The sequence below is a fragment of the Nostoc sp. genome (genome assembly GCF_036916735.1).
Taxonomy (GTDB): domain Bacteria; phylum Cyanobacteriota; class Cyanobacteriia; order Cyanobacteriales; family Nostocaceae; genus Nostoc.
The window spans coordinates 86,494-110,412 of the sequence record NZ_JBALFV010000052.1; the positions used below are offsets into that span (position 1 = coordinate 86,494).

Sequence of the window (23,919 nt, forward strand, 5' to 3'; positions counted from 1 at the left end):
GCATACTACACCGCATCCTCAAAATCTCGGAAATTTAATGTGATCGCCTGTTCTAAGATAGTGCGCTCAACGGGACAAATGTGTAAGTCTGTTAAAACTTGAATGATTGCGTCTTGAGCCACCTTCACGCCTGCGGTTCTGCGAACAATATAATATATATTGGTGATTGTTGTTGCTGCAATAAATCCTTGAACCTCACCAGCATCAATCTTCTGAAACTGTCTTGCTGCATCCTCCACAAAAGGCTCCCGCTCTTGCAAAAAATCAAGAACGACATTAGTATCTATTAAAACTCGCATTACTGGTACTTCTCAGCCAGATAGGTAATATATTCTGCTTCAATATCTTCATTACCTGATACATCTGAAGCTTTTGCAATTCCTCGCAATCGGGACAAATTTCTTTTATTTTGTAATGGGCGGGTTTCCTGCTGTAAAGATTCCAGCAAGGTTTGCACTAATTGCCAACGTCGCTAGTCGATAACTGTAGCACCTGTTTTTGCAAGTTTTGCAATGTCATTAGCTTTTTACTGCCTTTATCTATGCCACCTCAATTGTAAATTTAATAGCACTTAGGCAACAAGCCTTTATCCCACGGCATAATCTGTATACTGCCGGATGTAAGGTGGGTGAAATCCAACTACAATATCTTGTTTTGGTACTCCCATCGCCGCCAGTTGCTCACCTACATCCTCTTCTGTACTATTCCACTGAATCCAAATTTTACCATTTTTGATATCAAAATGCATCACAGGACCAAAAACCCTACGTCTATTTTGCCAACCAATATATATCAGTTGATAATGGTCTTGTTCTCCATCAAAAATTGTTTGAGCTTCAATTTCATTATTAGAGGAGGCACGTTGAGCATATTCTGTAAGTAATTAACGAATACACTCTCGATATTTATTTAAATCTACCATCGGATAATTTCCTCCGTTTCCACATCATAAACTATCAGATTGATTTGACTCCGTTGGATAATAGTTTTAATAAATGGTTTATTTAAAAAATCGTTATAAGTGTTTAAAGGCACTGCATACAAAACTCTCTCAGAACTTATTTCTTAAGAAAGCATATCGATAATTAATAAACTGTCCCACCACAATATGAAACTCAGAAATAGTTGAAGTGCCGATGAAACTTTTAACTTCAACGGCGATTATTTGTCCCTCTCTTTCTGCGGCAATAATTCTTTCTGCTCCCAAATCAATGTACATATCGGTAATATTTTCTATGCGAATTAGCAAAGGGTCATGAGTAATTCGCTACCCGTCCTTTTGTAATGCCGATTTCACAACATTGTGAAATTTATCTCTAGCTGACATAAACTGTTTTCTCAGCCTGTATGGGGATTCTAAATATATTTTGCCAAAGTGATGATGAAACAAGAGAAAGGAAAGGAGAAACAATTAAAAATTATTCTCCCCTCCATAGTACAGACGTGATTAATCGCGTCTTTTTCCACTTCCTTTTTAATTCGCTTGCAACGGCGCATTCAACACTTTCTCAATGCGATCGCGCGTTTCTAATAAGTGCGCTTTGGTATATTCATCCTCGGAATTAACCCCCTTGAGTTTCTCATCTAATTGCTTGAGTTTATACCACGCCAAAGTACGAGCATCTTCTGGGACATATTCTTTTCGCAACACCATACCAGTTAAAATATCCAGATATTGCCGTTGCAAGCCTCGCCGTAAACTGGCAATCTTCATTGATTTACCTTTTGGTTTGATTACTTCTGTCCAGATATCTGATTGCAAAGTGTCAAATAGTTCAGGAAGACTCAGTGCATTTCCTGACTGCGTTTTCAGTTCAATATCCTTGAGCCGAGAGAGGCGATCGCCTGAGAGTAAATCCCGCAACACAGAACCTTGCATGAATAGCACCAAGTCATGAATTGGAAAATCCAAACGACCAACTTGGGGAGAACTACCCCAATGTCGCCAACGGGAAGGTGCTAATTTATTCAGTAGTTCTGGTGAGAAGCTGAGGGCATCTTCTGCAAATACATACTTTTGCAGTGTTTCTAAAGCTTGTCGTTGTTCTTCAACTGGTACTGGTTCAAATGGTAATCGGTGTTGGCTTACTCCAGAGGGTATTTCACTGGGGTGGATGCGATAGAAAGACTGTCCCCCAATGTATTTTGTGGTGTAATATATTTGCTGAAAATAGTTACCCAATACTGTACTAAAACGTTCGCTCACATCGCTGTAACTATCACCAGCTATTGGGTAACGCTTATCGAGACGTTCCCACATCACCCGCGAATTATTTAATTGCCACTGAGAATAAAGCAGGACATTGCTACTGTTATCCCAAGCATCAGAAGTTGGGTCAAGGTCATACATATCTTCATCTGTGGAATAACTCAACTCTGGCTTATAGGATTGTGCAGCAATTTCTGACAAAATTGGCTTTTCTGCTATAGGAGTTGATGTTTGAATTGGCATGTAGCCATACTTAATCGCCCATTCATCATAAGGCCCCACCATACTGGGAAAATAATCTCCCTGTTTTGTCCCTTGAGGGGCAATATTTGGCGGAATATAATCCATCACTGAACTAGTCAAACCTTTAGTTTTGGTAATTTCCGTATTATTCATCTCATCTGGTGGTAGCAGTGTACTACCACGGAAGTTATGGCGTAAACCAAGAGTATGTCCAACTTCGTGAGCGATGATTAAACGTAAATATTGATTGATATATTCTTTCACCTGGTCTGGAGTGGCCATGGTATCTGGCAGCAGTGACATTGCCAGTGAACCAAAGGCAAACTGGTTAGCAGCTTCCATCCCATAGCATAAATCGTACTCGCCTGCCATTTTCGATAAACGATTTAACAATCCTTGTTGTGTTTGCGTCTGCTGGGGTTTATCATTGTTTTTTGCATCTAAACCATTAGCACCATTAGCGCAAAGTAGACGATTTTGCATCAAAGCTGATAGAGTAGTGCGATTTTCAGTTTGGCTAGGTTGGACGATTTTGCGATACTCACTCTTAAGTGCCCGCACAAAGCTAGCATCGACAAGAATATCTGCATCCAAAATTTCCCCAGTCAATGGGTTAACACGAGATGGACCCATTGCAAAATAACCATCGACTGTATTGATCCAGCGAATCGTGTTGTAACGAATATCTGCTGGATCCCATTTAGCATCATCCGGCATTTGGCGGACTTCAATTGCATCCTTGAATCCAGCTTTGAGAAAGGCTTTGTTCCACATTAAAATGCCTTCTTTGATAGGATCACGGTACTCTAAGGGCACAGCGTTATCAATCCAAAAGACAATCGGTTTTTTAGGTGGAGAAATTGCTGCTTTCGGGTCTTGTTTTTCCAAATCCCAGCGATTAATGTAACGGACAAAAGAATCGCCGCGATCGTCTTTGGATAAATCTTGGTAGGCGGTGATGAAATAGCCGATGCGATCATCAGCAATACGCGGGCGATAATCTTTATCAGGTAGTTGAGAGAGACTGTAGTGGACGCGCAAGGTATAACCACGGTTATCAGCTAGCGACGCAAAGCTTGCCACTTCACTGTTATGGTCACCGCTAGCGGAGAAATTTAAAACTGACTCAATTTCTAAGTTTTGTGGAAAAGCTTTAGCAGTACCAAAATAAGATTGGTCTGTAGTTGCTGGGACTCCTAAACTTGCAGATAATCCACCTAAATCTGTCAGTAGTAAATCTTCTAAGTCGATAAGAAGAGTTTTGCGTTGTGGATGAATACTTTTAAGGGGAATGCTGTAGAGAACCGAATCACTAAAAGACCGAGTTAGCGATCGCATCTGAGGATCTCCCTCACGAGTGCGAAAATTAACATTGCGGATAACAAAGTTTAATTTATCATCCACCCGTTGAAAATAAAACAAAAAATCTTGCAAAGGCATACCACTATAAATACCCCGTTCACCAATACCTGATTCCAGGGTTGCCGTAGCTAGGTAATTCTTATTGAGTTGCTCTGGCTTAATTTCTAAATAAATTTTATTCTTTTCTTTATTACGATATAAGGTAAACAATCCCCCTGACTTTTGAGTATCTTTGATGACTTCATCAAATGGCTCTAAATCATCCTTTGTTGTTGGTGTTTTACTAGGTTTAGGCTTTTCTGCTGGTTTTGCTACTTGCAAAAATGGTTGTTGCCCTGCTTTTTTCAAGTCTTTTACTACCCAAATAAACGGTTGAGGCTGTACATGTTTATTTTGATTAACCACCCAAACTTGCCCTGACGCTAGCCTATTTTCCTGAGTAATATTGAGATTATTTAGCGATAATGTTGAAGTTTTAGTTAAAGAAGTTTCTGTTGTTAACTGACTATTAAATTTCTCTCTACTTTTGGCTGTAACTACGGCTTCTACAACCCGACCAGCTTTCTGGTTGCCTAACAATCTATCAATGTTAACAGATGGTGACTTAGCACTAGCCGTTCCTATTCCTAAAAACAAACTATGTAACAAAATCATATAAAAAGTTAATCTATTCTTCATCCCCTTATCCCCGATAGTTATACCGTAGTTAATTTTTAACTTTTGCAAAGCTATGTAGCCTGCTTTTTGTCGATTCTCTCAGATGCTTTAGATCAAGCAACAAACTTAGACTTCAATTTAAGTTGCCATTTTTTCGCAATGTTCACGCTGTTATACAGTAGGATGTTTCCTAACAATTGCAACTCTCACAAACAGTAAGTATTATTTTTACATCAGACTAGTAAATATGTTAGGAAAAAAGTATAACAAATTAGCCAAAGGTGAAAAATTATTTAATTTTTGAAAGAATTTTTCCGATGAAACTTTATTTGCATCAAAAGAAGAAGCTTGAGGTTACTACGGGTTAGCGAAAAGCCACCCTCTAGGAACACCGTTGGTGTAACCCATCGGAGATATGGCCAACGCATGATATTTTTCGTGTAGTATTTATTGATACTATTAATTTTTGGCAATGACAAGCAAACTACCATAGAAAAATTTTTAATTCCAGATTATCAAAACAGTAATTTAAATGTAACAACGGACACAGAAATGTCAACATATTTGTCTCAAGTTTGGCAACTGCTGAGAAATTATGTGAGGGATATAAGGTTAGAAGAGATGCCAAAGACCACATCTGTTAAAACCGAAGCAGTTTTACCTCTAGGAAAAAGTATTAAAGAACCTTATAAAATTGTTAAATTTGCTCAAGATAATTTACAGGAAGATTTATGGTCTCAAAGACTGCAAGAAAGCTTAGAAAAATGGGCAATACCAAAAAGCAGTTTGACTTATAAGATTGGCGATACCACATCAGGCACACTACCTTCTGGATTATGCTTTAGAGTGTGCGATCGCCAGATGCATGAAGAGATTTATGATTTACTAGGCAATGGGCCGCTCAAACCAGAAATAGTCAACCGAGTAATGGCATTGGTTGTGAGTGATCAAAAAATTTGCCCACAACTCCTTTTTTGGCGGCTAGAAGATTTTTATCATCGCTGGTGTCAGGGAGAATTTATCGATGGGACACCAAATGATAACCTACCTCAGAAAACAATGTTAAGGCTAGCGGCGCAAAATATTGCGATCGGGCTGAGACAGGTTGATATATATACAGGGCTAAACGTACTAATTTTGCTGTTAGAGTTACACCGCTACGCCCAAGACCGAGATGAACTCAAACACAAAATCACCTTCTATGCATCTGCTCAACCAAACACAGACAGTTTTTTCACATCCCAACTGCTGCGGATGATTAACTATAGCGATGCCCTGGAAATTGGCAATTTTAGCAGTATAGTTGGGCAATTTCTTAGAGGCGGCAACTTTAAGGGTGCTTACCTGGGCGATGCCAACCTCACTGGGGCAGACTTTAGGGGTGCTGACCTAAGCCAAGCTTATCTTGGCGATGCCAACTTAACTGGCGTAAACTTTAGTGGTGCAAACTTAAGCGGTGCAAACCTCGGCGATGCTAACCTCAGTGGTGCAAACCTAAGCGGCGCAAACCTCACTGGTGCTGACCTCAGCAGCACCAACCTCAGTGGTGCAAACCTTAGCTGTGCCAACCTTAGCCACGCCGACCTCAACCGTGCCGACCTCACTAGCACCAATCTTAACCGCGCCGACCTCAACCGCGCCGACCTCAACCGCGCCGACCTCAGCAGCACTAACCTTAACCATGCCGACCTCAGTAACGCCATCCTTTTCGGTGCGAATTTGAGTGAAGCCAACCTTTGCAGCGCCAACCTTAACCATGCCGACCTTTGTCGTGCTGACCTCAGTGGTGCTGATTTGAGCCACGCCATCCTCAACGGTACTAACCTTAGTGACACAATTCTTTTCAGTACCAACCTTAGTGATGCCATCCTCATCGCTGCTGACCTCAGCTATGCCAAACTTAACGGTGCCAAGCTTAACGACTCCAGATTAAACGGTGCAATGTTCTTAGGCGCAGACCTCAGTGGTGTAGACCTGAGTCGAGTGATTCTCAACGAAGCTGACCTTAGTGGGGTAATTCTTAGCGAAGCCGACCTTAGTGGTGCCGACCTCACCGACGCTATCCTTTTCGGTACAGACTTCAGCTATGCCAACCTTAATAGTGCTAACCTCAGTGGCAGTAACCTCAGTGGTGCTATCCTCAATGGTGCGGATCTTAGCCACAGTAACCTAAGTTACGCCATTCTCGGTGGTGCTGACCTTAGTGATGCCAATATGGAAAAAATGACCTGGGGTAAAAAGCAGCAGTGGGAAGGTGTGCGGGGATTAGAGACAGCAGTTAATGTGCCGGAAGCGTTGAAGGAAGAACTGGGATTAAATTGAGGTAATATGAAAAACTCCACGCCACTTGCAGGCTGGAGTTTCAGGAAGCTGCTTCACAGAATAAGTTAGTGGTGCGCTAATTAGGTTTAGCGTGCTAGGATTTTATCTCGCAAATGTTGAATGCGATCGCTTCTCACAGAAAACTTTCCGGTCGTGCCTCAACAGATAACCTAAGTCCCGCTAACCAACAACCTTGATACAGTCTGGTGCATGGGCATTATTAGTTGGTGGCTCAAGGCAGTAGCTCAAAATAATCACAGTGGCTTGGACGAATAATAGAAAAATCTCGACGGTCAAGCGTGTAAATGCAAGTGACCTTATGCGGTGATCGCTTAGAACTGAATTGGCAGACAAGAAATTAGTAGCTCTTTGCTCGTTGATAACGAATGGTAAATAGTTGATTTTACCTGTCAAATACTGCTCTACTAAATTAGAGTCTTGTAAAACAGATGTATAGCCTGCTGATAAAATTTGACCTGTAAATTAAAGATTATGCCTTGTAATTGGATTGCTTAAATTAACAAAAATAAAATATTCAGTATTAGACATATATATTTTGTTTGCTGAAAGATAGCTCAGTAGACATTTGTCGGTGGCTTCAGTTTCAAACTGCGGTTGACGGTACAAATGGGCGTCTTCAATAATTATGCTGGATAGTTGTATACAGGAACTTCTGTGAAGCGATCCGGCTGTTGCCCACTGAGGATAATTTGCTGTAAATGCTCTACAGTTGATGCAGAAAAAAATTGTTCTCCTGTTTCTTCATTCACGCGAGCAGGTACGTTCTCAATCATCAAGACCTGTCCATTCATCTCTAACGTGTAAGTTACCTTTTTTTCAACTAGCGTTTCTTGCTCATGAGTCATCGCCACAGTTTCTCCTTTGTGTAAAGTCTTTATCCCATTTCTGTGGGTCAGGTTGATACAGAGTAATAATTCTGACTAATACACCAGAGGGATAGCTACATTGAACGTGAATAGGTCTTCGAGCTTGGGTCAAACCACTAATGAGACAGCTTGGGCCGTACTTATCATTTGGATAGTCTTCAATAACCTGTCCATTGGCAATTACCTCTCTGATTTCTTGAACCTGAACTTGCCGCAAAATGGATTGATCAACGGCGTGCTTGGAAAACTCAAATTGTTCATCAGCAACTTTCTGACGGATTTCTTCAATAAGTGAGGTCATATAACTATTTTTTCACATCCGTCTGGCTCAGGATATATGTTATTTATCCTCCATGTAGACTCTTATCTGTTACGCATCTGTTACTTCGGTTTCAAACTGCACTTGTCTTCGCAATGAACGAATAGTTAACCACATTACGGGATGAAGATTCGCCTTGCACCTCGATAACTATCAATATCAAGCACAATTTCAATCAGACTTTCAACACACTGACCTCGATATTCAGAGTCGTTTAGCAGTCGATCGGCATTGCCAATCGTAATTACGGGTAACGATGCTAAGTACAGCTTTGCGTAAAATTGTAGCGTTTTTAATGCAAGGAGACGCATTAGCATTGTCAGCCGATGCATTAGCATTGTCAACCGATGCATTGGCATTGTCAACTGATGCATTGGCATTGTCAGCCGATGCATTAGCATTGTTAGCCGATGCATTGGCATTGTCAACCGATGCATTAACATTGCAGGGTATTGCCAAATTTAATTTGCTACGAATTAATGAAATGCTGTACTAATACCATTTCTTTGTGAGGCTGCGCCAAATTTTCTTTCTTCCTTTGTGACGGCAGTCGCTCATGGGGGAAACTTACAGGCGGAGACGGTGCCGATAGATTTTACTTTAATTCCCCAGATGAAGGAATTGATACCATCACCGACTTCGATTTGTTCAATGATGAGATTTGGATTTCCGCCGAAGGTTTCGGAATAGATATAGACTCTCTTGATGCGGTTACGAGCAACTCAAGTACAGGCGCACTGTTCGTTGAAGACACTCAGATTGCAACAGTTTTCACTACTCTCGGCACAGGCACATTCTATATTTTGAGTGGTACCATCAACATTTTCTAGAAACCGTGTGTTAAGTCAACCACAACCGAGAGATTGAACATGTTGAGGCAAACTTCGTCGGATTGCCCCAACATACTGTGATGTACGCCTTCTATGAGCATAAGATTTACGTTAACCTCCCAGCATTTTATCCCGCAGATGTTTAATGCGATCGCGCCCTCAAGTCTAGCCCTTTGTATCTTAGTGAAAGCTTTGCTTGAACAACGGCGATCGTTGGATGCCACCGCACTACCCATCAAGCATTAAGGCTTAAGGTTACAACATTAAGGCTTAAGGTTACAACATCAAGGCTTAAGGTTACAACATCAAGGCTTAAGGTTACAACATCAAGGCTTAAGGTTACAACATCAAGGCTTAAGGTTACGACATTAAGGCTTAACATCAAAGCTATCATGAAGGAACTGAAGCTTTCATGAAGTTAAAATATATTAGACCTCTAACGTCCCAATAGTTTATCTGGCAAATGCTTTCTAGCGATCGCACAAGCGGTTTGTTATGCCGCCGCGATCGCCGCAATATGCCACAATAGCACGGTAAAACAGTAAGAGATATATTTACGCTAGCGTCCCAACATTTTATCCCGTAGATGTTTAATGTGATCAAGCTAACGGTTGGCTGCTGGCGCTACAACCTCTGAAGCAACTCGTCATACTCTGCATGTGCGCCAATCCAGAACCAGTAAATGTGATCATCCTGCAACAAACCAAGAAGGCGGTAATCTAAACTAACACGAGCCGAGTAGATTGGTTGGCGCTGGCTAACTCGTTTGAACTGAAGACTATTGTGAACGCCAAAGAGCATAGGCTTTGGCAGCTTGTTCTTGAACTGATGCAGGAAGTTCATCAAGTTTCTTGCGAAATACCTTCGTAACACTTGACTTCATTGCTCAGAGGCAAAAACGTCAGCTAAAGGAGTGATGTCGCCAGCAGCAATTTCCTGCCGTACCATATCAGCTAGACGATCCCACTGAGCATCTGTTGTAGATTCAAACTGAGCCTTCCATCTTTGCTCATCCTCTATCTTGGCAAGGAGACGAGCAGCGATGCCTGCGGCGGGCTACGCCTACGCATCTTGTTCGGCAACAGGTAGAGTTTTCAGTTGGGCGATGTCTACGACGGGCTACGCCTACGCACGCTCAAGTAACTCAGTCATGGCTACCACACTCTTAAAACGTAAATGGCATCTTATCCATTATCGCTTTTTGGCGGCAAGTTGAACACTTTGTCACCCAAGCGATAACCTTTCTGTGCGGGTAACTACTGTTTCGTGAGTATAAGATTCAGGTTAATTTCCTAGCATTTTATCCCGCAGATGTTTAATGCGATCGCACACTGTGTAAAAATCGGTTTTGTAGACGATTATGCTTATTAGAAGTAGTATCAACTGCGATCGCCACAATCGATTGACTAGCGAATATGGCGTACCTGTACAATCATCCGTTTCAGAGGACGTAAGATTGGATGCCAAATTGAAGGTTTGAGATCAATACCTACATAATTAGCAATTTCCTCTGCAACAGCCTCAATTGCTTTACCCTCCGTGTTGAGATGAACCGAAAACCTCTGATCAGATAAGGACTTTATGCAACGATCAAGTTGAGCCGCGCCCCAAGAACTGCTTCCATCACCACGCCGACGCAAACGACGCAAAATTGTGTTGCGAGAAGCAAGTAGGGTAAAATGATGCACCTGAAATCCCTCTTTACGCAATATTCCTACGGTTTGATCGTAGTAAAGCGGATTAACTACGGTCATTGGAACAATAATTTTTCCTGCAAAGTTTTCTGCAACATACCGTAAACCTTGGTAAGTAAACTCACGCCACATTGGATAATCCTGGAAGTCTCTATGCATTGATGGCGGTACAACTTTACGAAGCGCAAAACCAATTTGTTCAGGATCGAACACAAAACTACTAGGGACTCGACTGTGTATCTCAAAAGCAGTTTGGGTTTTGCCAACCCCAAAGGCTCCATTCAACCAAATGATCATGCATGACAGTGACTTTCTGACATCGACTACAACCTAGCATTGATTTGATATTGGCGATCGCCTCTTAGATTTTTCGCAATAATTCCCGAATAGCGATGTCTACGATGGTCACTGAGCTTGTCGAAGTGCGGGCTACGCCTACGCACATTCAGGATGAAAAATTCCCGTCTCCGCCATTTTGTGATATTCTTGAACACTAATTAGGCGAATATTGGTCAGCATAAGATTCACGTTAACGTCCTAGCATTTTATCCCGCAGATGTTTAATGCGATCGCGCAATTTTGCCGCCTCTTCAAATTCTAGTTTCTTTGCCGCCTCTTTCATCTGTGTTTCTAACAGAGTAATCAACCCTGGAATCTGTTCTAATGGCAATTCATCTATATGTTCATCTACAACTTTTAAGTCAGTTGCATTTAACCGCCGAGATACATCTAAAAATGCCAAAATCGCATTACTTGATTTTTTGACAATTGGTTGTGGTGTAATCCCATGCAGTTGATTATGTGCTGTTTGAATACCACGCCGTCTGTCTGTTTCATCAATGGCTTTAATCATGCTATCTGTCAGGTTATCCGCATATAAAATTGCTTGTCCTTGGATGTGACGCGCGGCTCTACCAATAGTTTGAATTAAGGAACGCTCGGTTCGTAAAAAACCTTCTTTATCTGCATCTAAAATTGCTACTAAGGAAACTTCGGGTAAATCCAAACCTTCCCGCAACAAATTTACACCAACCAAAACATCAAAATTTCCCTCGCGCAAGTTCTGCAAAATTTCAATGCGCTCAATAGAAGTAATCTCAGAATGTAAATACCTTACCCTGATACTGTGGTCTTGCAAATATTCGGTTAAATCTTCCGCCATCCGCTTAGTTAATGTGGTAATTAACACTCGCTCATGGCGATCGGCTCTATCTTTAATTTCTCCCAACAAATCATCAATTTGTCCTTCGGTGGGACGCACAGAGATTTCTGGATCAACCACCCCAGTTGGTCGAATTACTTGCTCAACTACATGATCTTCAGAAACTTCTAATTCCCAATTTCCGGGAGTTGCTGAAACAAAAATACACTGATTTACCTTTTCCCAGAATTCCTCGGCTTTTAAAGGACGGTTATCAGCAGCACTAGGAAGCCGAAATCCATGTTCAATTAAAACTTTTTTTCTAGCTTGGTCGCCGTTATACATGCCGCGAATTTGTGGCACTGTAACGTGAGATTCGTCTATAACTAGTAGCCAATCTTTGGGAAAATAATCAATTAAACATTCTGGCGCTTCTCCAGCTTGTCTTCCTGCTAAGTGACGAGAATAATTCTCAACGCCGTTGCAGTAACCCACTTCGCGCAGCATTTCTAGGTCATAGCGTGTACGTTGATCTATGCGTTGCGCTTCTAATAGTTTCCCAGCTTGTTCTAAGTCTAGTTTTTGTTGTTTTAACTCAGCTGCGATGTCATTACAAGCTACTTCTAATCGTTCTTCTGGGGTGACGAAGTGGCGTGCGGGATAAACATTCACCGCTTCCAAACTCTTGAGAATTTCACCTGTCACCGGGTCAATGTAGCGAATCGCGTCAATTTCATCACCAAAAAATTCCACACGAATAATTCGGTCTTCATAAGCTGGGCCAATTTCTAAGACATCACCACGGACGCGAAATTTTCCCCGACCCATTTCGATGTCGTTGCGGCTATATTGAACATTTGCCAAATCTCGTAAAATTTGGCGCTGATTTACTTCCATACCTATCTGAAGGGGGATGGCAGCTTTCAGATATTCTGCTGGCATTCCCAAACCGTAAATGCAACTGATGGAAGCAACGACAATGACATCACGGCGTTCAAAAAGCGATCGCGTTGCCGAATGCCGCAACATATCTATTTCATCATTAATCGCTGCCGTTTTTTCAATATAAGTATCGGTAACGGGAATATACGCTTCTGGCTGATAATAATCGTAGTAGCTGACAAAATACTCAACTGCGTTGTTGGGAAAAAAATCTCGCAACTCGTTACAAAGCTGGGCAGCGAGGGTTTTGTTATGCGCCAGAACTAAAGTAGGCTTGCCAATTTTCTCAATAACTGCTGCTATCGAAAATGTCTTACCAGTTCCAGTGGCTCCGAGTAAAGTTTGGTAACGATTACCAGCTTGGATACTAGCAGTCAGTTGTGCGATCGCTTGTGGTTGATCGCCTGTGGGACTAAAGGGAGCTTGAAGACAAAATTCTGTCATACAGTTTTGCTGAAAATACCCTATCTCATGGTGACGATTCCGCCCTGTATCCATTGTAGCTGGCTTATTAGAGCAAATAAATAGTAATAATTGTTTACAAAAATTATTAATTTAAATTTACTTAGATATCAGTTTTAAAGATTCTTATATCTATATGAGGTTTTTTAAGGTTAAACTCTAATGTATATGGGTGTATATCGGAAAAAATTTCATCTTTCCTTAATTATTGTAAAATTCAATTAATAAACCAGAGGTTTTCGTTTATGACTATTAGCAACACTGGCAAAGCAACCAGTTCTCGGCAAAAGTCTGCCAAGTCTCCAGGGGAAGCTATAGAGGAAGTTGACAATCAACAAGACCAGAGCTTGAGTGCTGATAAAATCGAGGAAGTTAATGAACTGCCAGTGGGAACTTCTGGAACACTCGCCATTTCTGGAATTCGTCCTATAGGCGCTAGCGACTTAGAAGTTGCTGAAAAACTTTCAATTGCTGGGGTGCGTCCTGTTAGCACCGGCAACTTAGAAGTAGTGGAAACCTATAACTCAATGGGTATTCGTCCAATTGGCGCTAATAGATTCCAAATTGTTGAAAATATTAATCTCTCTGGGATTCGTCCAGTTGGCTCAAGTTCATTGGTAGTTTCTGAAAGCTATTCAACATTCGGTAATCGTCCAATAGCATCAAACGAGATTGACAACCCTGAAAATCTAATGGGTTTTCTAGATTAAACAAATAAAATATCCCCATAACTTTATTAACCCAGTTTCTACACGAAGCTGGGTTTTTTTAGCTAAACAGTCAAAAGTAGAGATTACCATATTTACATTTGCTCTATGTCTTTGAGCATAGGTAACTAAACTGTTATTACTTTATTTTATATTCAACCAACAGCTAGAACGCTTACTACAACTAACTTTCTTAATTACGAATTACGAATTACGAATTACGAATTATTGAATCTGTCTTGTGGTGGAAGGCTTTAGCAAAAACTTTAAGCTAGTGTGTAAAAGTAATAACAAAAGATTTCAAAGCTCTAAACAAACTTTGAAATAATTTTTTGATTAAATCAGGAGTACAAAATGAGCATTGAAGATCGCGCAAAAGCAGCTGCTAAAAATGTTGAAGGTAAAGCCCAAGAAGCATTGGGAAATATTACTGGAGATCCAGAAGATAAAGCCGAAGGTAAAGCAAAACAAGCTGAGAGCGAAGTACGTCACGGTATCGAAGACGTGAAAGATAATGTAAAAAAGAATATTGATTAATAATTATTCATTTTTTTTGCATAAATAGGGATATAAAAAAAGTGGATTCCATTTTTGCAAAAAAGCATGAATAATTCAAGAATCAATGCTATACCTGTTTCTTCTCCTCTTAACAAGTTTGGAAAGTTAAACAAGTAGCTTGATTGCAGAACTATTGAATGTAGAGACGTAATCTATTATGTCTCTACATTTAAGAATATATATATTAAGAATTAGAGAAATAACCTCTATATCTATATATTTCAAGTTTATAAATGCAAGCAATTAGTTTAGATATATAACCTATTCTATCTGTTGTTTAAAGTATTTTTTTAGGAGGTAAAAAAATGATTCTGCTTCAGCAAAGTCGCAAAATATTAGCGACTTTCCTTTTAATTGGAGTACTGATGATAACTACCGCCTGTGGTAGTACAAGTACAATGTCACAAGTTAACCGCTCAACCACTCCCTCAACAATTGGTCGAGATGTAACTTATGCAGAGTTAGAGCGAGGCAATACCCCAGGAGGACAAACTTTTGGTAACTGGGTTGTGCAAGCATCTCAAGGTTTAGTTCAAGACGCTTTTGTTCGTGATAACAACAAACTAGGTGTTGTAATTTCTCCTAAAGTTCGTCCGAACGAAGTGCGACCATTAGCAAAATCTTTAGTTCAAGGTTTTCATAAAAACTTTCCAAAACAAGACTTAAAGGTTTTAATTTACGCACCTGATAAGCAATTGATTTTGACTACTGAATATGACACTCAAACTAATCAAGTGAAATATACCTAATTGCTGTATTTGCAATAGAAACTTGAAAAGAGCTTGATGAATTTGGAATTATGGCTGGCAAATACTAGCTATCCAAATAATTTGATAAAAAAGGAGATAAATACGGTGGCAACCAGCGAAGATTATAAGCGTCAAATAATGAAAGATTTGGCTAAAGGTGATGTTGAATCTCTGGATGAGACTACAGCCGAATCAACGACGGAATATCAAAACTTTGATGATTTCGCTCAACGCACAACACCTGATCAACGTCGGCACTTATTTGGTCAATCTTTACATCCCGATCGCATTCCAACCAGCCAAATGGAGCCAGAATTACAACAGGCGATCGCACAAATTAAACCCAATGAACGTGATGATGTAGCCAGAGCCTTTTTCAAACACTTGAAGGAAAGAAAACTAGACGAGAAGCATCTAGAGCAACAGTTGGGACTTTCTACACATCACGCCAGCCGCATGAGTGCTGATGATGTTAGCAAACTAGCGTCCTTTGTGTATCATAACCACCCCGACATTTTTCGGGAAGTGCTAGCAGAGCAACCAGGGATTATCAAGTTTCTTAGTAATCCCGTAGTAGCAGGGATTCTCGGAATTGCGGCGGCTAAGTGGTTGGGTAGCCGCAAGTAACTTCTGAATTTTGAGTTTAGAGGATGAGTAAGAGATTAGGTGGGTTGTTACCCACCTTTATTTTTTAGGCGTTGCTCATTCCACGTATGAAAATGATTTTGCATAATACCAAAATCCTTGTAGAGACCTAGCACTGCTACGTCTCTACATGCGGATTCATACTTCAATTCAGCAACGCCATTTTTTGCTTATTAAAATGGGCCAGATAAGCGATCGCTTAATGACGATATCTATCACCAGCCTAGTTGCTGCAAGTTTGCCCCCAAAATCATTCCAAATATCAAAAAACTGTAGTAATATACCACAGGCATTAACTATCTTCAGCTACATCTGATTGTTAAGGCTCTTAAATTTACAATCAATGAGAATATACCGTGAGCCTAACTCTTTATTTCCTCCGTCACGGACAAACTGAATGCAGCCGCAATAATTCCTTTTGCGGTTCCATAGACTCAGAACTTACCCCAGAAGGGTTGGATATGGCAAAGGCTTTTGGTGAAGCATATAGTTCTATGGATTGGACAGCAATATTTTGTAGTCCGATGCAGCGAACTGTATTGACAGCAAAACCTTTATGTGAAGCAATAAAGATAGAACCACAACTCAGAGATGGTTTGAAGGAAATCAACTATGGCTTGTGGGAAGGAAGAACGCCAGAAGTAATTAGCCGTGAATATCACGATGATTATATTCGCTGGTCAGCAGATCCGGCTTGGAATGCTCCAAATGGTGGAGAAATGGCAGTTACAATTGCTTCTCGCGCCTTGCAGGTGATTGAAGAAATTAAACAAAATTATACTAGTGGCAATGTTTTAGTTGTTTCACATAAGGCAACCATTAGAATTATGCTGTGTAGTTTATTGGGGATTGATGTGGGACGCTTCCGTTTTCGTTTGGGATGTCCTGTGGCTTCGGTGAGTATTGTAGAATTTAGCTCACATGGACCCCTGTTAAAAGTTTTGGCAGACCGTAGTCATTTAGATGAGCAATTGCGAAATTTGCCAGGAACGTGAGGAGAGTTAGGAGAGACGCGATTAATTGCGTCTGTACAGGATTTAATAGTTATTATTTTTACCTTGACCTATCTCAGTATATTTATTGAGAACATTTATCCCAATTATTAAAATATATAATATGACAATTGTGGCGATGTCTACGATGGTGACTGAGCTTGTCGTACTCCTACGGAGAAGCAAGCTACGCGCAGCGTCTCGTAGAGAAGTGCAGGCTACGCCTACGCACCATCAATAGATATTCCATATAATGCTGCAATGGTAACCAGTAAGCTAATGATACCGTTGAACAAAAAAGCACTACCAAAATTATTTGTGTATTCTTTGATTTTGCCCCGTAAATCATCACCACAGATTTCAGTAAGGATTTGGTCGAGGGTTACCTGTAAGATAGACTTGCCTTTGCCAAAATCTGTCCTGCTGAATATTCTCCTTCTAAAGTGCATTAAAACTAGCTTCTATAGAAGCTGGAAATAGTAATACACAACCCAACATTACATCACAACAAAGCGTTTAAGCTACTTGAGAAAATGTTTTCTCTCATTCAATAGTTCCTATATCTGTGAAATAGTTGCATTTTAAGAAAAACCCCAGCTAGACTTATCGGCTGGGGTTTTGTCGCTTAACTTTTAAAAAATAGATAAGCTAGTACCGCAAGGCAAAAGGCAAAAGTTAACACTGAGCGACTTGCCTTGAGCCTGTCCTGAGCTTGTCCTCTTGGTAGCCGTAAAGCCTGCGGCATAGCTACGCTTAGGGCGCAGCCTAAGAAGAGAAGGGCGTATTTGAAAGGAGTCGAAGTGTCAAAAATCAAAAGTTTTGTATATCAAGGCTTTTGCTATTTAAAATGGTGGCTTGATTTTTGCCGCGCTGTACTAATACAGCAGAATTCAGAAGTAAAACACGTTTTATACCTGGGTAACAGACGAATCGTTGTGTACCTCACCAACTTGAAATCTGCTGTATATTGCAAGAAATTCAGAAAGAGGGCGCTATTCCTCTTGAATATCAACCCAAATACTGCCTTCTTCCACACGAATAGGAAATACTGGTAATGCTTTTTGTGGCGAAACCATCGAGAGTACCTTACCTACACCAGGTGGCCAGGAACACCAGCCTTGTACTTCACCAGTCCGCAGGTCAAAAGCACTGCGATGGAAGCTACAAACTATTGCCCCATCTTCAGTGATTTTCCCACTTTTCAACGGTAATTTTAAGTGGGGACAATTGTTATCTACAGCATAAAGCTGATTTTCGTGGTTCAAAACCAGAATTTTCCGGTTGCCAACTTTTACCACTTGTCGTGTACCTGGGGAAAGTGCTTCGACTGCAAGAACTTTAGTCCAACTCATTAGGTTCTCCTCTCCTAATTAATCTGCTTTTAGTTTCTCGCAATTATGACCACTGCGATCGCCTTTGAGTACTAGGGAGTGGAAAAGGTTAACAATTCAAAATTCAAAAATAAATTAGACACATAGCTTTCATCCCCCCAGCTCTTAGCTCTCTTGTTCTTAGCATAGGATTGATAGATGCAAATATTAGCCTCATTTCTAAGAAAATCAATGCCTTAGTCTCAAATCTCTTTCCATAAGCATCTGAGGTTCGATATTCTCAACTTTAGGTATCACTTCTAACTGAGAAATCCGGGCGATCGCATCAGCAATATTACCTGATTGGGCACGCAACCAAGCGGTGTGAGGTGCATAGGGAAGGCTTTGCACTATTTCGTAACCGGCTCGATTAATTATCTCGCGCTGCGACTTCACATCAACGCCTTCAGCAAAGCGGATGAAAACCAGTCCAGTTGGTACTGCTAGGGAACCATTGGGTTGTAATGTGTAAATTGGAGTTAGTATTCCCTGTTCTGATTGATTGGGTTCGCCTAGAAAAACTGCGATCGCACCATCGTTAAGTTGTAAAATTGCTCCTGTTGCCACGATCTGGGGTTGATTGTAATGTATTGCATAGTACCCAGGCTTCCGAGTGTAGGATACAGTAGTGCGTAAATGTAACCCACCGTAGGCATCGCTGTTAACGCGAATTTGTTCAGGATACTCAGAAAAGTAATCTTTTTGAAATCTCACTTCAGGAATCAGGGGTAAAGAGTACACCTGTAGAAAATACTCAGCCGGGAAATAAAACATTTTTCTCAAGTTCTAATGATGTTATAACGTTTTTCAATCGTATGGAATACAAATCTTCCATCGGGATGCAAGCTATACGCCTTGATTGATATTGAAGATTCGTAAAACAGCCTGACCTTGAATCCCTCTTTTCTGGAAAGATGAATCGAAGGCTTGTATGAACTTAGATAGATTAAATTCTGTTTAATTTGTATCTTTTTAGACCGTATTACACATATAACACATGAAATCAGAAGCATCCATAAATTAAACGTAAATACCAAGCGCACGCTGCAAGAACACAATGTATGATGCAGTTTTTCCCATCCCAATGCCCCTCAAGAGTTCTGAGTTCCAAGTTCTGTTAGCAGATAGCTATGGTTGAGCCAATGCTGAGTGAACAGTGGGGCAGAGGGGAGAATAACTCCTAACTCCTAATTCCTAATACCATTTCTTTCTGAGGCTGCGCCAAACCCTTTTAACTTCTTTGTTTCTCTCTCCTCTTTCTCTGTGTCCTTTGCGTCCTTTGCGGTTCGTTTTTCTTCCTTGTACTTAAATATGATTTAGCGCATCTTCATACAGAATTAGTATAAATTAATACAAATTTGCGTAAAATGGTAGCGTTTTTAATCCAAAGGGACGCATTGGCATTGTCAGCCGATGCATTGGCATTGTCAGTTGATGCATTGGCATTGTCAGTTGATGCATTGGCATTGTCAGCCGATGCATTGGCATTGTCAGTCGATGCATTGGCATTGTCAGTTGATGCATTGGTATTGTCAGTCGATGCATTGGCATTGCAGGGTATTGCCAAATTTAATTCGCTACGAATTAATGAAATGCTGTACTTAGAATTGTTTTGCCCAATGCCCACTTGCCTTGAGCGATTTGTACTGAGCATCTCGACTTACTTCGACTACGCTCAGTACAAGTCGCTCGATGGAACCGTAGTCGAAGTAAGCCGAAGGGATGTCTAATTTTTAAGATAGTAATATCCCAAATATCTCAGGAGATAAAATTATGGTTCAAGTTCGCTATGGTGGGCAGAACGGTCAACAATATGAACTTGCTATTAGTGACGAACACGTTGTAGTGCGTACCGAAAGCCGCAGTGGTCTTGTTGGTGCAAGACCCTTTGAAGTTACACCAGTATCACCGACAGCTCGCAGCATCCTTAATGAATTTGAGTTAACAACACGGTTTCGGCAAGCGGGTGTAGAAATTTTGCGAGCGAAAGTTCCTACTGAAGGTGTCGCTTTACGCGATCGCGCCCGTGATATTCTCAACAATGAGTCTGAAGTCCAATTTGCCGGACGTGTTCTTATCGATCCAGCATCAAGTCAACCTATAATTTACACCGAAAACCTCTTCGTTAAATTCAATAGCGAAGAACAATTAACGGTCTGCCAAGAAGTCTTAAGACGTTACGGCTTAACAATTAAACGCCAATTGGAATACTCACAAAATGCTTATTTTGTCAATGCACCTACAAATACTGGTATAGCTATCTTTGACATCGCCGAGAGACTTTTGAATGAAGAATCAGTTGAACTCTGCCATCCTGAACTAGTGCGTGAATTACGCCAACGTCAGGTTTTTCCGCAGCAGTGGCACTTAAAGCAAACAACAATTAATGGTCAGGTAATTAACGCCCATGTCAACGTTGAGGCAGCTTGGAAGTTGAGCGATGGCACTGGGGCGATTATTGCAATTATTGACGACGGTGTGGATCTTGAGCATGAAGAGTTCCGTTCCTCTGGAAAAATTGTTGCCCCGCGTGATGTCACACGTAAAACTGACAATCCCAGACCGGGGAACGACAATAACCACGGGACAAGCTGTGCAGGAGTAGCTTGTGCAAACGGTAACTTTGGTGCATCTGGTGTAGCACCAGGTGCAAAGCTGATGCCGATTCGTTTAGCTTCGGCGCTGGGATCGCAGGATGAAGCAGATGCTTTTGTTTGGGCGGCTCAAAATGGTGCTGATGTAATTTCTTGTAGCTGGGGGCCCGCAGACGGAGTTTGGTATGAGCCAAACGATCCTGCACACAACCAGAAAGTACCTCTGCCTGATTCCACCCGCCTTGCTATGGAGTTTGCAATTAATCAGGGACGCAACGGCAAGGGCTGTGTAATTTTATTTGCGGCTGGCAATGGTAACGAAAGCGTCGATAATGATGGCTACGCCAGCTACCAAAAGGTGATTGCTGTAGCAGCTTGTAACGACTACGGCACGAGAAGCGCTTACAGTGACTTTGGTAAGGCGGTCTGGTGTGCCTTCCCCAGCAACAATGGCGATAGTTCTCAAACCCCTGGAATTTGGACAAGCGATCGCTCTGGTGTACTTGGTTATAATTCGGGTAATCGAAATCTGGGTGATGTCCCAGGCAATTACACCAACCAATTCGGCGGAACTTCTAGTGCTTGTCCGGGTGCGGCTGGTATAGCAGCTCTAATTATTGCTAGAAACTCAAATCTGCGTTGGGACGAAGTGCGAGATATTATTAAACGCTCTTGCGATCGCATCGATCAAGCTGGAGGTAAATATGATGCCAACGGTCGTAGCCCTTTCTACGGTTACGGTCGAATGAATGCTCTCAAAGCTGTGGAACTAGCCAAGCCACCTGAAACATCACCCATCAGCAAATTCCAAGCAGTGCAAGATATCCCAATTAACGATTTACAAACATCAACATTGTCAGTGGCGATCGCTAGTACTAGCCTGATAAAATCCATTAAAGTTAATGTAGACATTGAGCATACTTTTATTGGTGACCTTGTAGTTACTCTCTTTCCCCCCGTGCAAACAAGTGTATTTCCTGTAATTCTGCATGATCGCCAGGGTGGAGCTACAAATAATATTAAAACAACTTATGACGAGATAAATACCCTTAAACTTGCTGCCTTTAAAGGTAAAAGTCCCGAAGGAACCTGGACTCTTCAAGTTGCAGATAAGGCTGACGCAGATACAGGAAAAATTCGCAGCTTAATCATTGAAATTGGATTTTAGGCGTTGCATCAATGCGGGATGAATCAGTTAAACACAAGTATTTCTCTATACCGCCAGTTTAGACTTTATTTGGGCTTAATTTTTGTCTAAGTCCCGTTAACTACTCTAGTTATGCCTCTAATTCTTTGAATTCTTTGTACTCTCTATCTTTATGTTGCCAGTATTTATTTACTGTTTCTTTAGCTGCAACTGCACTTTCATATTCATCTCCACCCTGAAGAGTTAACCTTTCTCTTACTTTTTTCCGAAGGTCAGAGATGATTTTACCGTTAATTTTGCGGGTTTTAGCCCAATCTAAAATAGTTTGTGGGTAAGAACTAGTGCCAACATATTTACCTTGAATAATTTCTGGTAGACTGTACCCTTTTAGTTCGCTTATCCAATAGTAAATAAATTTGAGGTCTGGGTCTTTTTCTTGAATATTCTTATTTGGGTTATATATGCGAAAAGTATCACTTAAGGGATTAGTAACACCTGATTGCATCTGCCACTGCCAATTATCAATTGCTAAATCTCCATCTACTAAATAGTTCATATAATGTCTAGCCCCGTGATGCCAGGAAATACCACAGTTGATAGTTAAAAATGTGGCACACATTGCCCTCATGCGAAAGTTCATCCAACCCATAGTTTTTAGTTGTCGCATACTGGCATCTACGAGAGGAAAGCCTGTTAACCCTTCAAGCCATGCCTGAAACAGTTCTTGCTTTTGTGATGATAGCTCTAGGGGCGTATACCATTCATCAAATTCCGGGTAGCGGTTTTGATAAGCTATTTCTGGATAAAAATAAAGACGTTGTGTAAAACTATCATGCCAGCGTAAGCGGTCACAATATGCTTTTAAGGAAAATTCTGCCTTGGGCTGATTTGTAAGTTCTGCTGCCCTTACCTTAGTCTCTTGGTAAACAATGCGAGTTGAAATTGTACCAAAAGTCAGATGTGGTGATAAATGCGATGTTGCTCCTTGCTGTGCTAACATTGGGCGTGAAAGTTTCCAATGATAGCCATTAAATCTACTTTTAAGAAATGACTTTAATGTACTTTGTGCCTGTGTTTCTCCACCAATAAAATATACTTGTTCTGTTTGACAAAAGGCTGAATACTTTTGTTTTAATTCTGTAAATGTCAGATGGGGAATATTTAGAGAAAGTGACGGAGTATTAATACTAGTAGGTTTTGGGTAAATAGGTTGTCTTTGGTATGTGTAATACTCGTTAAACCACTGCTCACGTTTATCTTGTGATTGTAAAAAGTTATTCAGTCCCAAATGATATTCGAGATTTAATGCTTGATATAAATTAACTATACTTTTATCTCGGCTGATACCATACTCAACTTGGACATCACGATTAAAGTAGAGTTTTGGTCTATGTCCCTGCTGTATTAATTGTTTGGTTAATTCTTGTATAATCTCTACAGCATTACCTTCAAATAATATTAGTTTGCTGCCTAATTTTTGTAAATTGCTATCTAGATTCTCTAAAGACTCAAACAAAAACTGCACCCGTGCTTTACTTACATCAACCCATTGATAAAACCAAGGGTCGATGATAAAGAATGCTAAAACTATGGCATTATTAGCAGACGCTAAAGCAACAATTTCATTGTCAGTCAAACGTAAATCTCGACGAAACCACAGAAGGTGCATAAATTAATTTTCTATATCAATTAATAATACAATTGTACTAAATAATTTTAATGGTACAACTAAAACTATGACCTTATAAGTGAAAAAGAGCGAAATTAACTTGCAGGCTCATGTAGGCAGGTTGAAAGCAGAGGGGATAGGGGTAGTAGGAAACCTTAGCAAGGGGAAGGCTAGAATGGGGTATTTTTAATGCTCTGTTAAATAACCACATATTACTGAGCAAAAATCAAAATATTCTTCCCTGTAGCAGCTTCCGCCTTGACGTTTCGGTGTTACGCGCAGTCTGTAGGAACTTTCGTCTTGACGTTTCGGTGTTACGCGCAGTCTGTAGCAGCTTCCGCCTTGACGTTTCGGTGTTACGCGCAGTCTGTAGGAACTTTCGTCTTGACGTTTCGGTGTTACGCGCAGTCTGTAGCAGCT

At 40.8% G+C, this 23,919-nt stretch carries 24 protein-coding genes and 2 pseudogenes; 11 read left to right on the forward strand and 15 right to left on the reverse strand.

Translation table 11 applies throughout. From position 1 onward, the window contains the following. Window positions 1–5: 5 nt before the first annotated feature. From V7L20_RS12965 to V7L20_RS12985, 5 genes and pseudogenes are all read right to left on the reverse strand, one after another. Window positions 6–299 (reverse strand): type II toxin-antitoxin system VapC family toxin, encoded by a 294-nt coding sequence (locus V7L20_RS12965; protein ID WP_334744470.1) that lies wholly within the window; start codon window positions 297–299, stop codon window positions 6–8. Continuing rightward, a complete protein-coding gene (locus tag V7L20_RS12970; protein ID WP_334744471.1) occupies window positions 299–457 on the reverse strand; it encodes a hypothetical protein in 159 nt (52 codons plus the stop codon). Before V7L20_RS12970 ends, V7L20_RS12965 begins: the two co-directional genes overlap by 1 nt. 129 nt (window positions 458–586) lie before the next feature. Further along, window positions 587–871, reverse strand: a pseudogene (locus V7L20_RS12975) (XisI protein); the annotation flags it as partial. Between the two features lie 44 nt (window positions 872–915). After that, a pseudogene (locus tag V7L20_RS12980) lies at window positions 916–1,264 on the reverse strand (element excision factor XisH family protein). 210 nt (window positions 1,265–1,474) lie between these two features. Then, the gene (locus V7L20_RS12985) at window positions 1,475–4,492 is read right to left on the reverse strand and encodes a zinc-dependent metalloprotease (RefSeq protein WP_334744472.1); all 3,018 of its coding nucleotides are present in this window, start codon (window positions 4,490–4,492) and stop codon (window positions 1,475–1,477) included. A 531-nt stretch (window positions 4,493–5,023) separates the two neighbouring features. On the opposite strand from V7L20_RS12985, the gene V7L20_RS12990 reads away from it, so the two are divergent. Further along, window positions 5,024–6,793: a pentapeptide repeat-containing protein gene (locus V7L20_RS12990; protein ID WP_334744473.1), complete on the forward strand. Its 1,770-nt coding sequence runs from the start codon at window positions 5,024–5,026 to the stop codon at window positions 6,791–6,793. Window positions 6,794–7,437: 644 nt separating this feature from the next. Here the strand turns inward: V7L20_RS12990 and V7L20_RS12995 are convergent. Next, a complete protein-coding gene (locus tag V7L20_RS12995; protein WP_334744474.1) occupies window positions 7,438–7,659 on the reverse strand; it encodes a YgiT-type zinc finger protein in 222 nt (73 codons plus the stop codon). Beyond that, the gene (locus V7L20_RS13000) at window positions 7,649–7,981 is read right to left on the reverse strand and encodes a DUF4258 domain-containing protein (RefSeq protein WP_334744475.1); all 333 of its coding nucleotides are present in this window, start codon (window positions 7,979–7,981) and stop codon (window positions 7,649–7,651) included. Before V7L20_RS13000 ends, V7L20_RS12995 begins: the two co-directional genes overlap by 11 nt. Window positions 7,982–8,294: 313 nt before the next feature. Between V7L20_RS13000 and V7L20_RS13005 the strand changes: the two genes are divergently transcribed. Both V7L20_RS13005 and V7L20_RS13010 read left to right on the forward strand, forming a co-directional pair. Continuing rightward, the gene (locus tag V7L20_RS13005) at window positions 8,295–8,495 is read left to right on the forward strand and encodes a hypothetical protein (protein ID WP_334744476.1); all 201 of its coding nucleotides are present in this window, start codon (window positions 8,295–8,297) and stop codon (window positions 8,493–8,495) included. Between the two features lie 427 nt (window positions 8,496–8,922). Next, on the forward strand, window positions 8,923–9,075 hold the full coding sequence (locus tag V7L20_RS13010) for a hypothetical protein (protein WP_334744477.1): 153 nt from the start codon (window positions 8,923–8,925) through the stop codon (window positions 9,073–9,075). Between the two features lie 378 nt (window positions 9,076–9,453). Here V7L20_RS13010 and V7L20_RS32610 read toward each other — a convergent pair whose 3' ends face one another. Continuing rightward, window positions 9,454–9,630: a ParE family toxin-like protein gene (locus V7L20_RS32610; RefSeq protein ID WP_442943537.1), complete on the reverse strand. Its 177-nt coding sequence runs from the start codon at window positions 9,628–9,630 to the stop codon at window positions 9,454–9,456. Window positions 9,631–9,871: 241 nt separating this feature from the next. Here V7L20_RS32610 and V7L20_RS13015 point away from each other — a divergent pair, with 241 nt between their 5' ends. Then, window positions 9,872–10,045: a hypothetical protein gene (locus tag V7L20_RS13015; RefSeq protein ID WP_334744478.1), complete on the forward strand. Its 174-nt coding sequence runs from the start codon at window positions 9,872–9,874 to the stop codon at window positions 10,043–10,045. A 190-nt stretch (window positions 10,046–10,235) separates the two neighbouring features. On the opposite strand, the gene V7L20_RS13020 is transcribed toward V7L20_RS13015, so the two are convergent. Together V7L20_RS13020 and uvrB are read right to left on the reverse strand one after the other, a co-directional pair. Continuing rightward, a complete protein-coding gene (locus V7L20_RS13020) occupies window positions 10,236–10,820 on the reverse strand; it encodes an AAA family ATPase (RefSeq protein WP_334744479.1) in 585 nt (194 codons plus the stop codon). Window positions 10,821–11,052: 232 nt separating this feature from the next. Next, window positions 11,053–13,050 carry an excinuclease ABC subunit UvrB gene (uvrB, locus tag V7L20_RS13025; RefSeq protein ID WP_334744480.1) on the reverse strand — a complete coding sequence of 666 codons (1,998 nt, stop codon included), beginning with the start codon at window positions 13,048–13,050 and terminating at the stop codon, window positions 11,053–11,055. Between the two features lie 263 nt (window positions 13,051–13,313). On the opposite strand from uvrB, the gene V7L20_RS13030 reads away from it, so the two are divergent. The 5 genes from V7L20_RS13030 to V7L20_RS13050 all read left to right on the forward strand — a co-directional run bounded on the left by V7L20_RS13030 (window position 13,314) and on the right by V7L20_RS13050 (window position 16,722). Then, window positions 13,314–13,778, forward strand: a complete 465-nt coding sequence (locus V7L20_RS13030; protein WP_334744481.1) for a hypothetical protein — start codon at window positions 13,314–13,316, stop codon at window positions 13,776–13,778. A 351-nt stretch (window positions 13,779–14,129) separates the two neighbouring features. Next, the gene (locus V7L20_RS13035; RefSeq protein ID WP_334744482.1) at window positions 14,130–14,312 is read left to right on the forward strand and encodes a CsbD family protein; all 183 of its coding nucleotides are present in this window, start codon (window positions 14,130–14,132) and stop codon (window positions 14,310–14,312) included. A gap of 326 nt (window positions 14,313–14,638) precedes the next feature. Next, window positions 14,639–15,082 (forward strand): hypothetical protein, encoded by a 444-nt coding sequence (locus V7L20_RS13040; RefSeq protein ID WP_334744483.1) that lies wholly within the window; start codon window positions 14,639–14,641, stop codon window positions 15,080–15,082. Window positions 15,083–15,187: 105 nt separating this feature from the next. Then, window positions 15,188–15,709 (forward strand): hypothetical protein, encoded by a 522-nt coding sequence (locus tag V7L20_RS13045; RefSeq protein ID WP_334744495.1) that lies wholly within the window; start codon window positions 15,188–15,190, stop codon window positions 15,707–15,709. A 374-nt stretch (window positions 15,710–16,083) separates the two neighbouring features. Beyond that, window positions 16,084–16,722: a histidine phosphatase family protein gene (locus V7L20_RS13050; RefSeq protein WP_334744484.1), complete on the forward strand. Its 639-nt coding sequence runs from the start codon at window positions 16,084–16,086 to the stop codon at window positions 16,720–16,722. Between the two features lie 221 nt (window positions 16,723–16,943). Here the strand turns inward: V7L20_RS13050 and V7L20_RS13055 are convergent, their stop codons facing one another. The 3 genes from V7L20_RS13055 to V7L20_RS13065 all read right to left on the reverse strand — a co-directional run bounded on the left by V7L20_RS13055 (window position 16,944) and on the right by V7L20_RS13065 (window position 18,863). Then, entirely contained in the window at window positions 16,944–17,168 is a 225-nt protein-coding gene (locus tag V7L20_RS13055) for a hypothetical protein (RefSeq protein WP_334744485.1), read from the reverse strand. A gap of 543 nt (window positions 17,169–17,711) precedes the next feature. After that, the gene (locus V7L20_RS13060) at window positions 17,712–18,071 is read right to left on the reverse strand and encodes a Rieske (2Fe-2S) protein (protein WP_334744486.1); all 360 of its coding nucleotides are present in this window, start codon (window positions 18,069–18,071) and stop codon (window positions 17,712–17,714) included. Between the two features lie 207 nt (window positions 18,072–18,278). Next, window positions 18,279–18,863: a hypothetical protein gene (locus tag V7L20_RS13065; protein ID WP_334744487.1), complete on the reverse strand. Its 585-nt coding sequence runs from the start codon at window positions 18,861–18,863 to the stop codon at window positions 18,279–18,281. A gap of 593 nt (window positions 18,864–19,456) precedes the next feature. On the opposite strand from V7L20_RS13065, the gene V7L20_RS13070 reads away from it, so the two are divergent. Both V7L20_RS13070 and V7L20_RS13075 read left to right on the forward strand, forming a co-directional pair. Beyond that, window positions 19,457–19,819, forward strand: a complete 363-nt coding sequence (locus V7L20_RS13070) for a hypothetical protein (protein WP_334744488.1) — start codon at window positions 19,457–19,459, stop codon at window positions 19,817–19,819. Window positions 19,820–19,862: 43 nt separating this feature from the next. Continuing rightward, window positions 19,863–21,851, forward strand: a complete 1,989-nt coding sequence (locus V7L20_RS13075; protein ID WP_334744489.1) for a S8 family serine peptidase — start codon at window positions 19,863–19,865, stop codon at window positions 21,849–21,851. 109 nt (window positions 21,852–21,960) lie between these two features. Here V7L20_RS13075 and V7L20_RS13080 read toward each other — a convergent pair whose 3' ends face one another. Together V7L20_RS13080 and V7L20_RS13085 are read right to left on the reverse strand one after the other, a co-directional pair. Beyond that, window positions 21,961–23,499: an FAD-binding domain-containing protein gene (locus V7L20_RS13080; RefSeq protein ID WP_334744490.1), complete on the reverse strand. Its 1,539-nt coding sequence runs from the start codon at window positions 23,497–23,499 to the stop codon at window positions 21,961–21,963. A 186-nt stretch (window positions 23,500–23,685) separates the two neighbouring features. Beyond that, on the reverse strand, window positions 23,686–23,919 hold a 234-nt coding region (locus tag V7L20_RS13085; RefSeq protein ID WP_334744491.1), incomplete at its 5' end, for a hypothetical protein.

Bases quoted from the DNA above. Each gene is read 5' to 3' on its own strand.
- V7L20_RS12965 (WP_334744470.1), bottom strand. From the start codon at position 299: ATGCGAGTTTTAATAGATACTAATGTCGTTCTTGATTTTTTGCAAGAG.
- V7L20_RS12985 (WP_334744472.1), bottom strand. From the start codon at position 4,492: ATGAAGAATAGATTAACTTTTTATATGATTTTGTTACATAGTTTGTTT.
- V7L20_RS12990 (WP_334744473.1), top strand. From the start codon at position 5,024: ATGTCAACATATTTGTCTCAAGTTTGGCAACTGCTGAGAAATTATGTG.
- V7L20_RS12995 (WP_334744474.1), bottom strand. From the start codon at position 7,659: ATGACTCATGAGCAAGAAACGCTAGTTGAAAAAAAGGTAACTTACACG.
- V7L20_RS13000 (WP_334744475.1), bottom strand. From the start codon at position 7,981: ATGACCTCACTTATTGAAGAAATCCGTCAGAAAGTTGCTGATGAACAA.
- V7L20_RS13005 (WP_334744476.1), top strand. From the start codon at position 8,295: ATGCAAGGAGACGCATTAGCATTGTCAGCCGATGCATTAGCATTGTCA.
- V7L20_RS13010 (WP_334744477.1), top strand. From the start codon at position 8,923: ATGAGCATAAGATTTACGTTAACCTCCCAGCATTTTATCCCGCAGATG.
- V7L20_RS32610 (WP_442943537.1), bottom strand. From the start codon at position 9,630: ATGCTCTTTGGCGTTCACAATAGTCTTCAGTTCAAACGAGTTAGCCAG.
- V7L20_RS13015 (WP_334744478.1), top strand. From the start codon at position 9,872: ATGCCTGCGGCGGGCTACGCCTACGCATCTTGTTCGGCAACAGGTAGA.
- V7L20_RS13020 (WP_334744479.1), bottom strand. From the start codon at position 10,820: ATGATCATTTGGTTGAATGGAGCCTTTGGGGTTGGCAAAACCCAAACT.
- uvrB (WP_334744480.1), bottom strand. From the start codon at position 13,050: ATGACAGAATTTTGTCTTCAAGCTCCCTTTAGTCCCACAGGCGATCAA.
- V7L20_RS13030 (WP_334744481.1), top strand. From the start codon at position 13,314: ATGACTATTAGCAACACTGGCAAAGCAACCAGTTCTCGGCAAAAGTCT.
- V7L20_RS13035 (WP_334744482.1), top strand. From the start codon at position 14,130: ATGAGCATTGAAGATCGCGCAAAAGCAGCTGCTAAAAATGTTGAAGGT.
- V7L20_RS13040 (WP_334744483.1), top strand. From the start codon at position 14,639: ATGATTCTGCTTCAGCAAAGTCGCAAAATATTAGCGACTTTCCTTTTA.
- V7L20_RS13055 (WP_334744485.1), bottom strand. From the start codon at position 17,168: ATGCACTTTAGAAGGAGAATATTCAGCAGGACAGATTTTGGCAAAGGC.
- V7L20_RS13060 (WP_334744486.1), bottom strand. From the start codon at position 18,071: ATGAGTTGGACTAAAGTTCTTGCAGTCGAAGCACTTTCCCCAGGTACA.
- V7L20_RS13065 (WP_334744487.1), bottom strand. From the start codon at position 18,863: ATGTTTTATTTCCCGGCTGAGTATTTTCTACAGGTGTACTCTTTACCC.
- V7L20_RS13070 (WP_334744488.1), top strand. From the start codon at position 19,457: ATGGTAGCGTTTTTAATCCAAAGGGACGCATTGGCATTGTCAGCCGAT.
- V7L20_RS13075 (WP_334744489.1), top strand. From the start codon at position 19,863: ATGGTTCAAGTTCGCTATGGTGGGCAGAACGGTCAACAATATGAACTT.
- V7L20_RS13080 (WP_334744490.1), bottom strand. From the start codon at position 23,499: ATGCACCTTCTGTGGTTTCGTCGAGATTTACGTTTGACTGACAATGAA.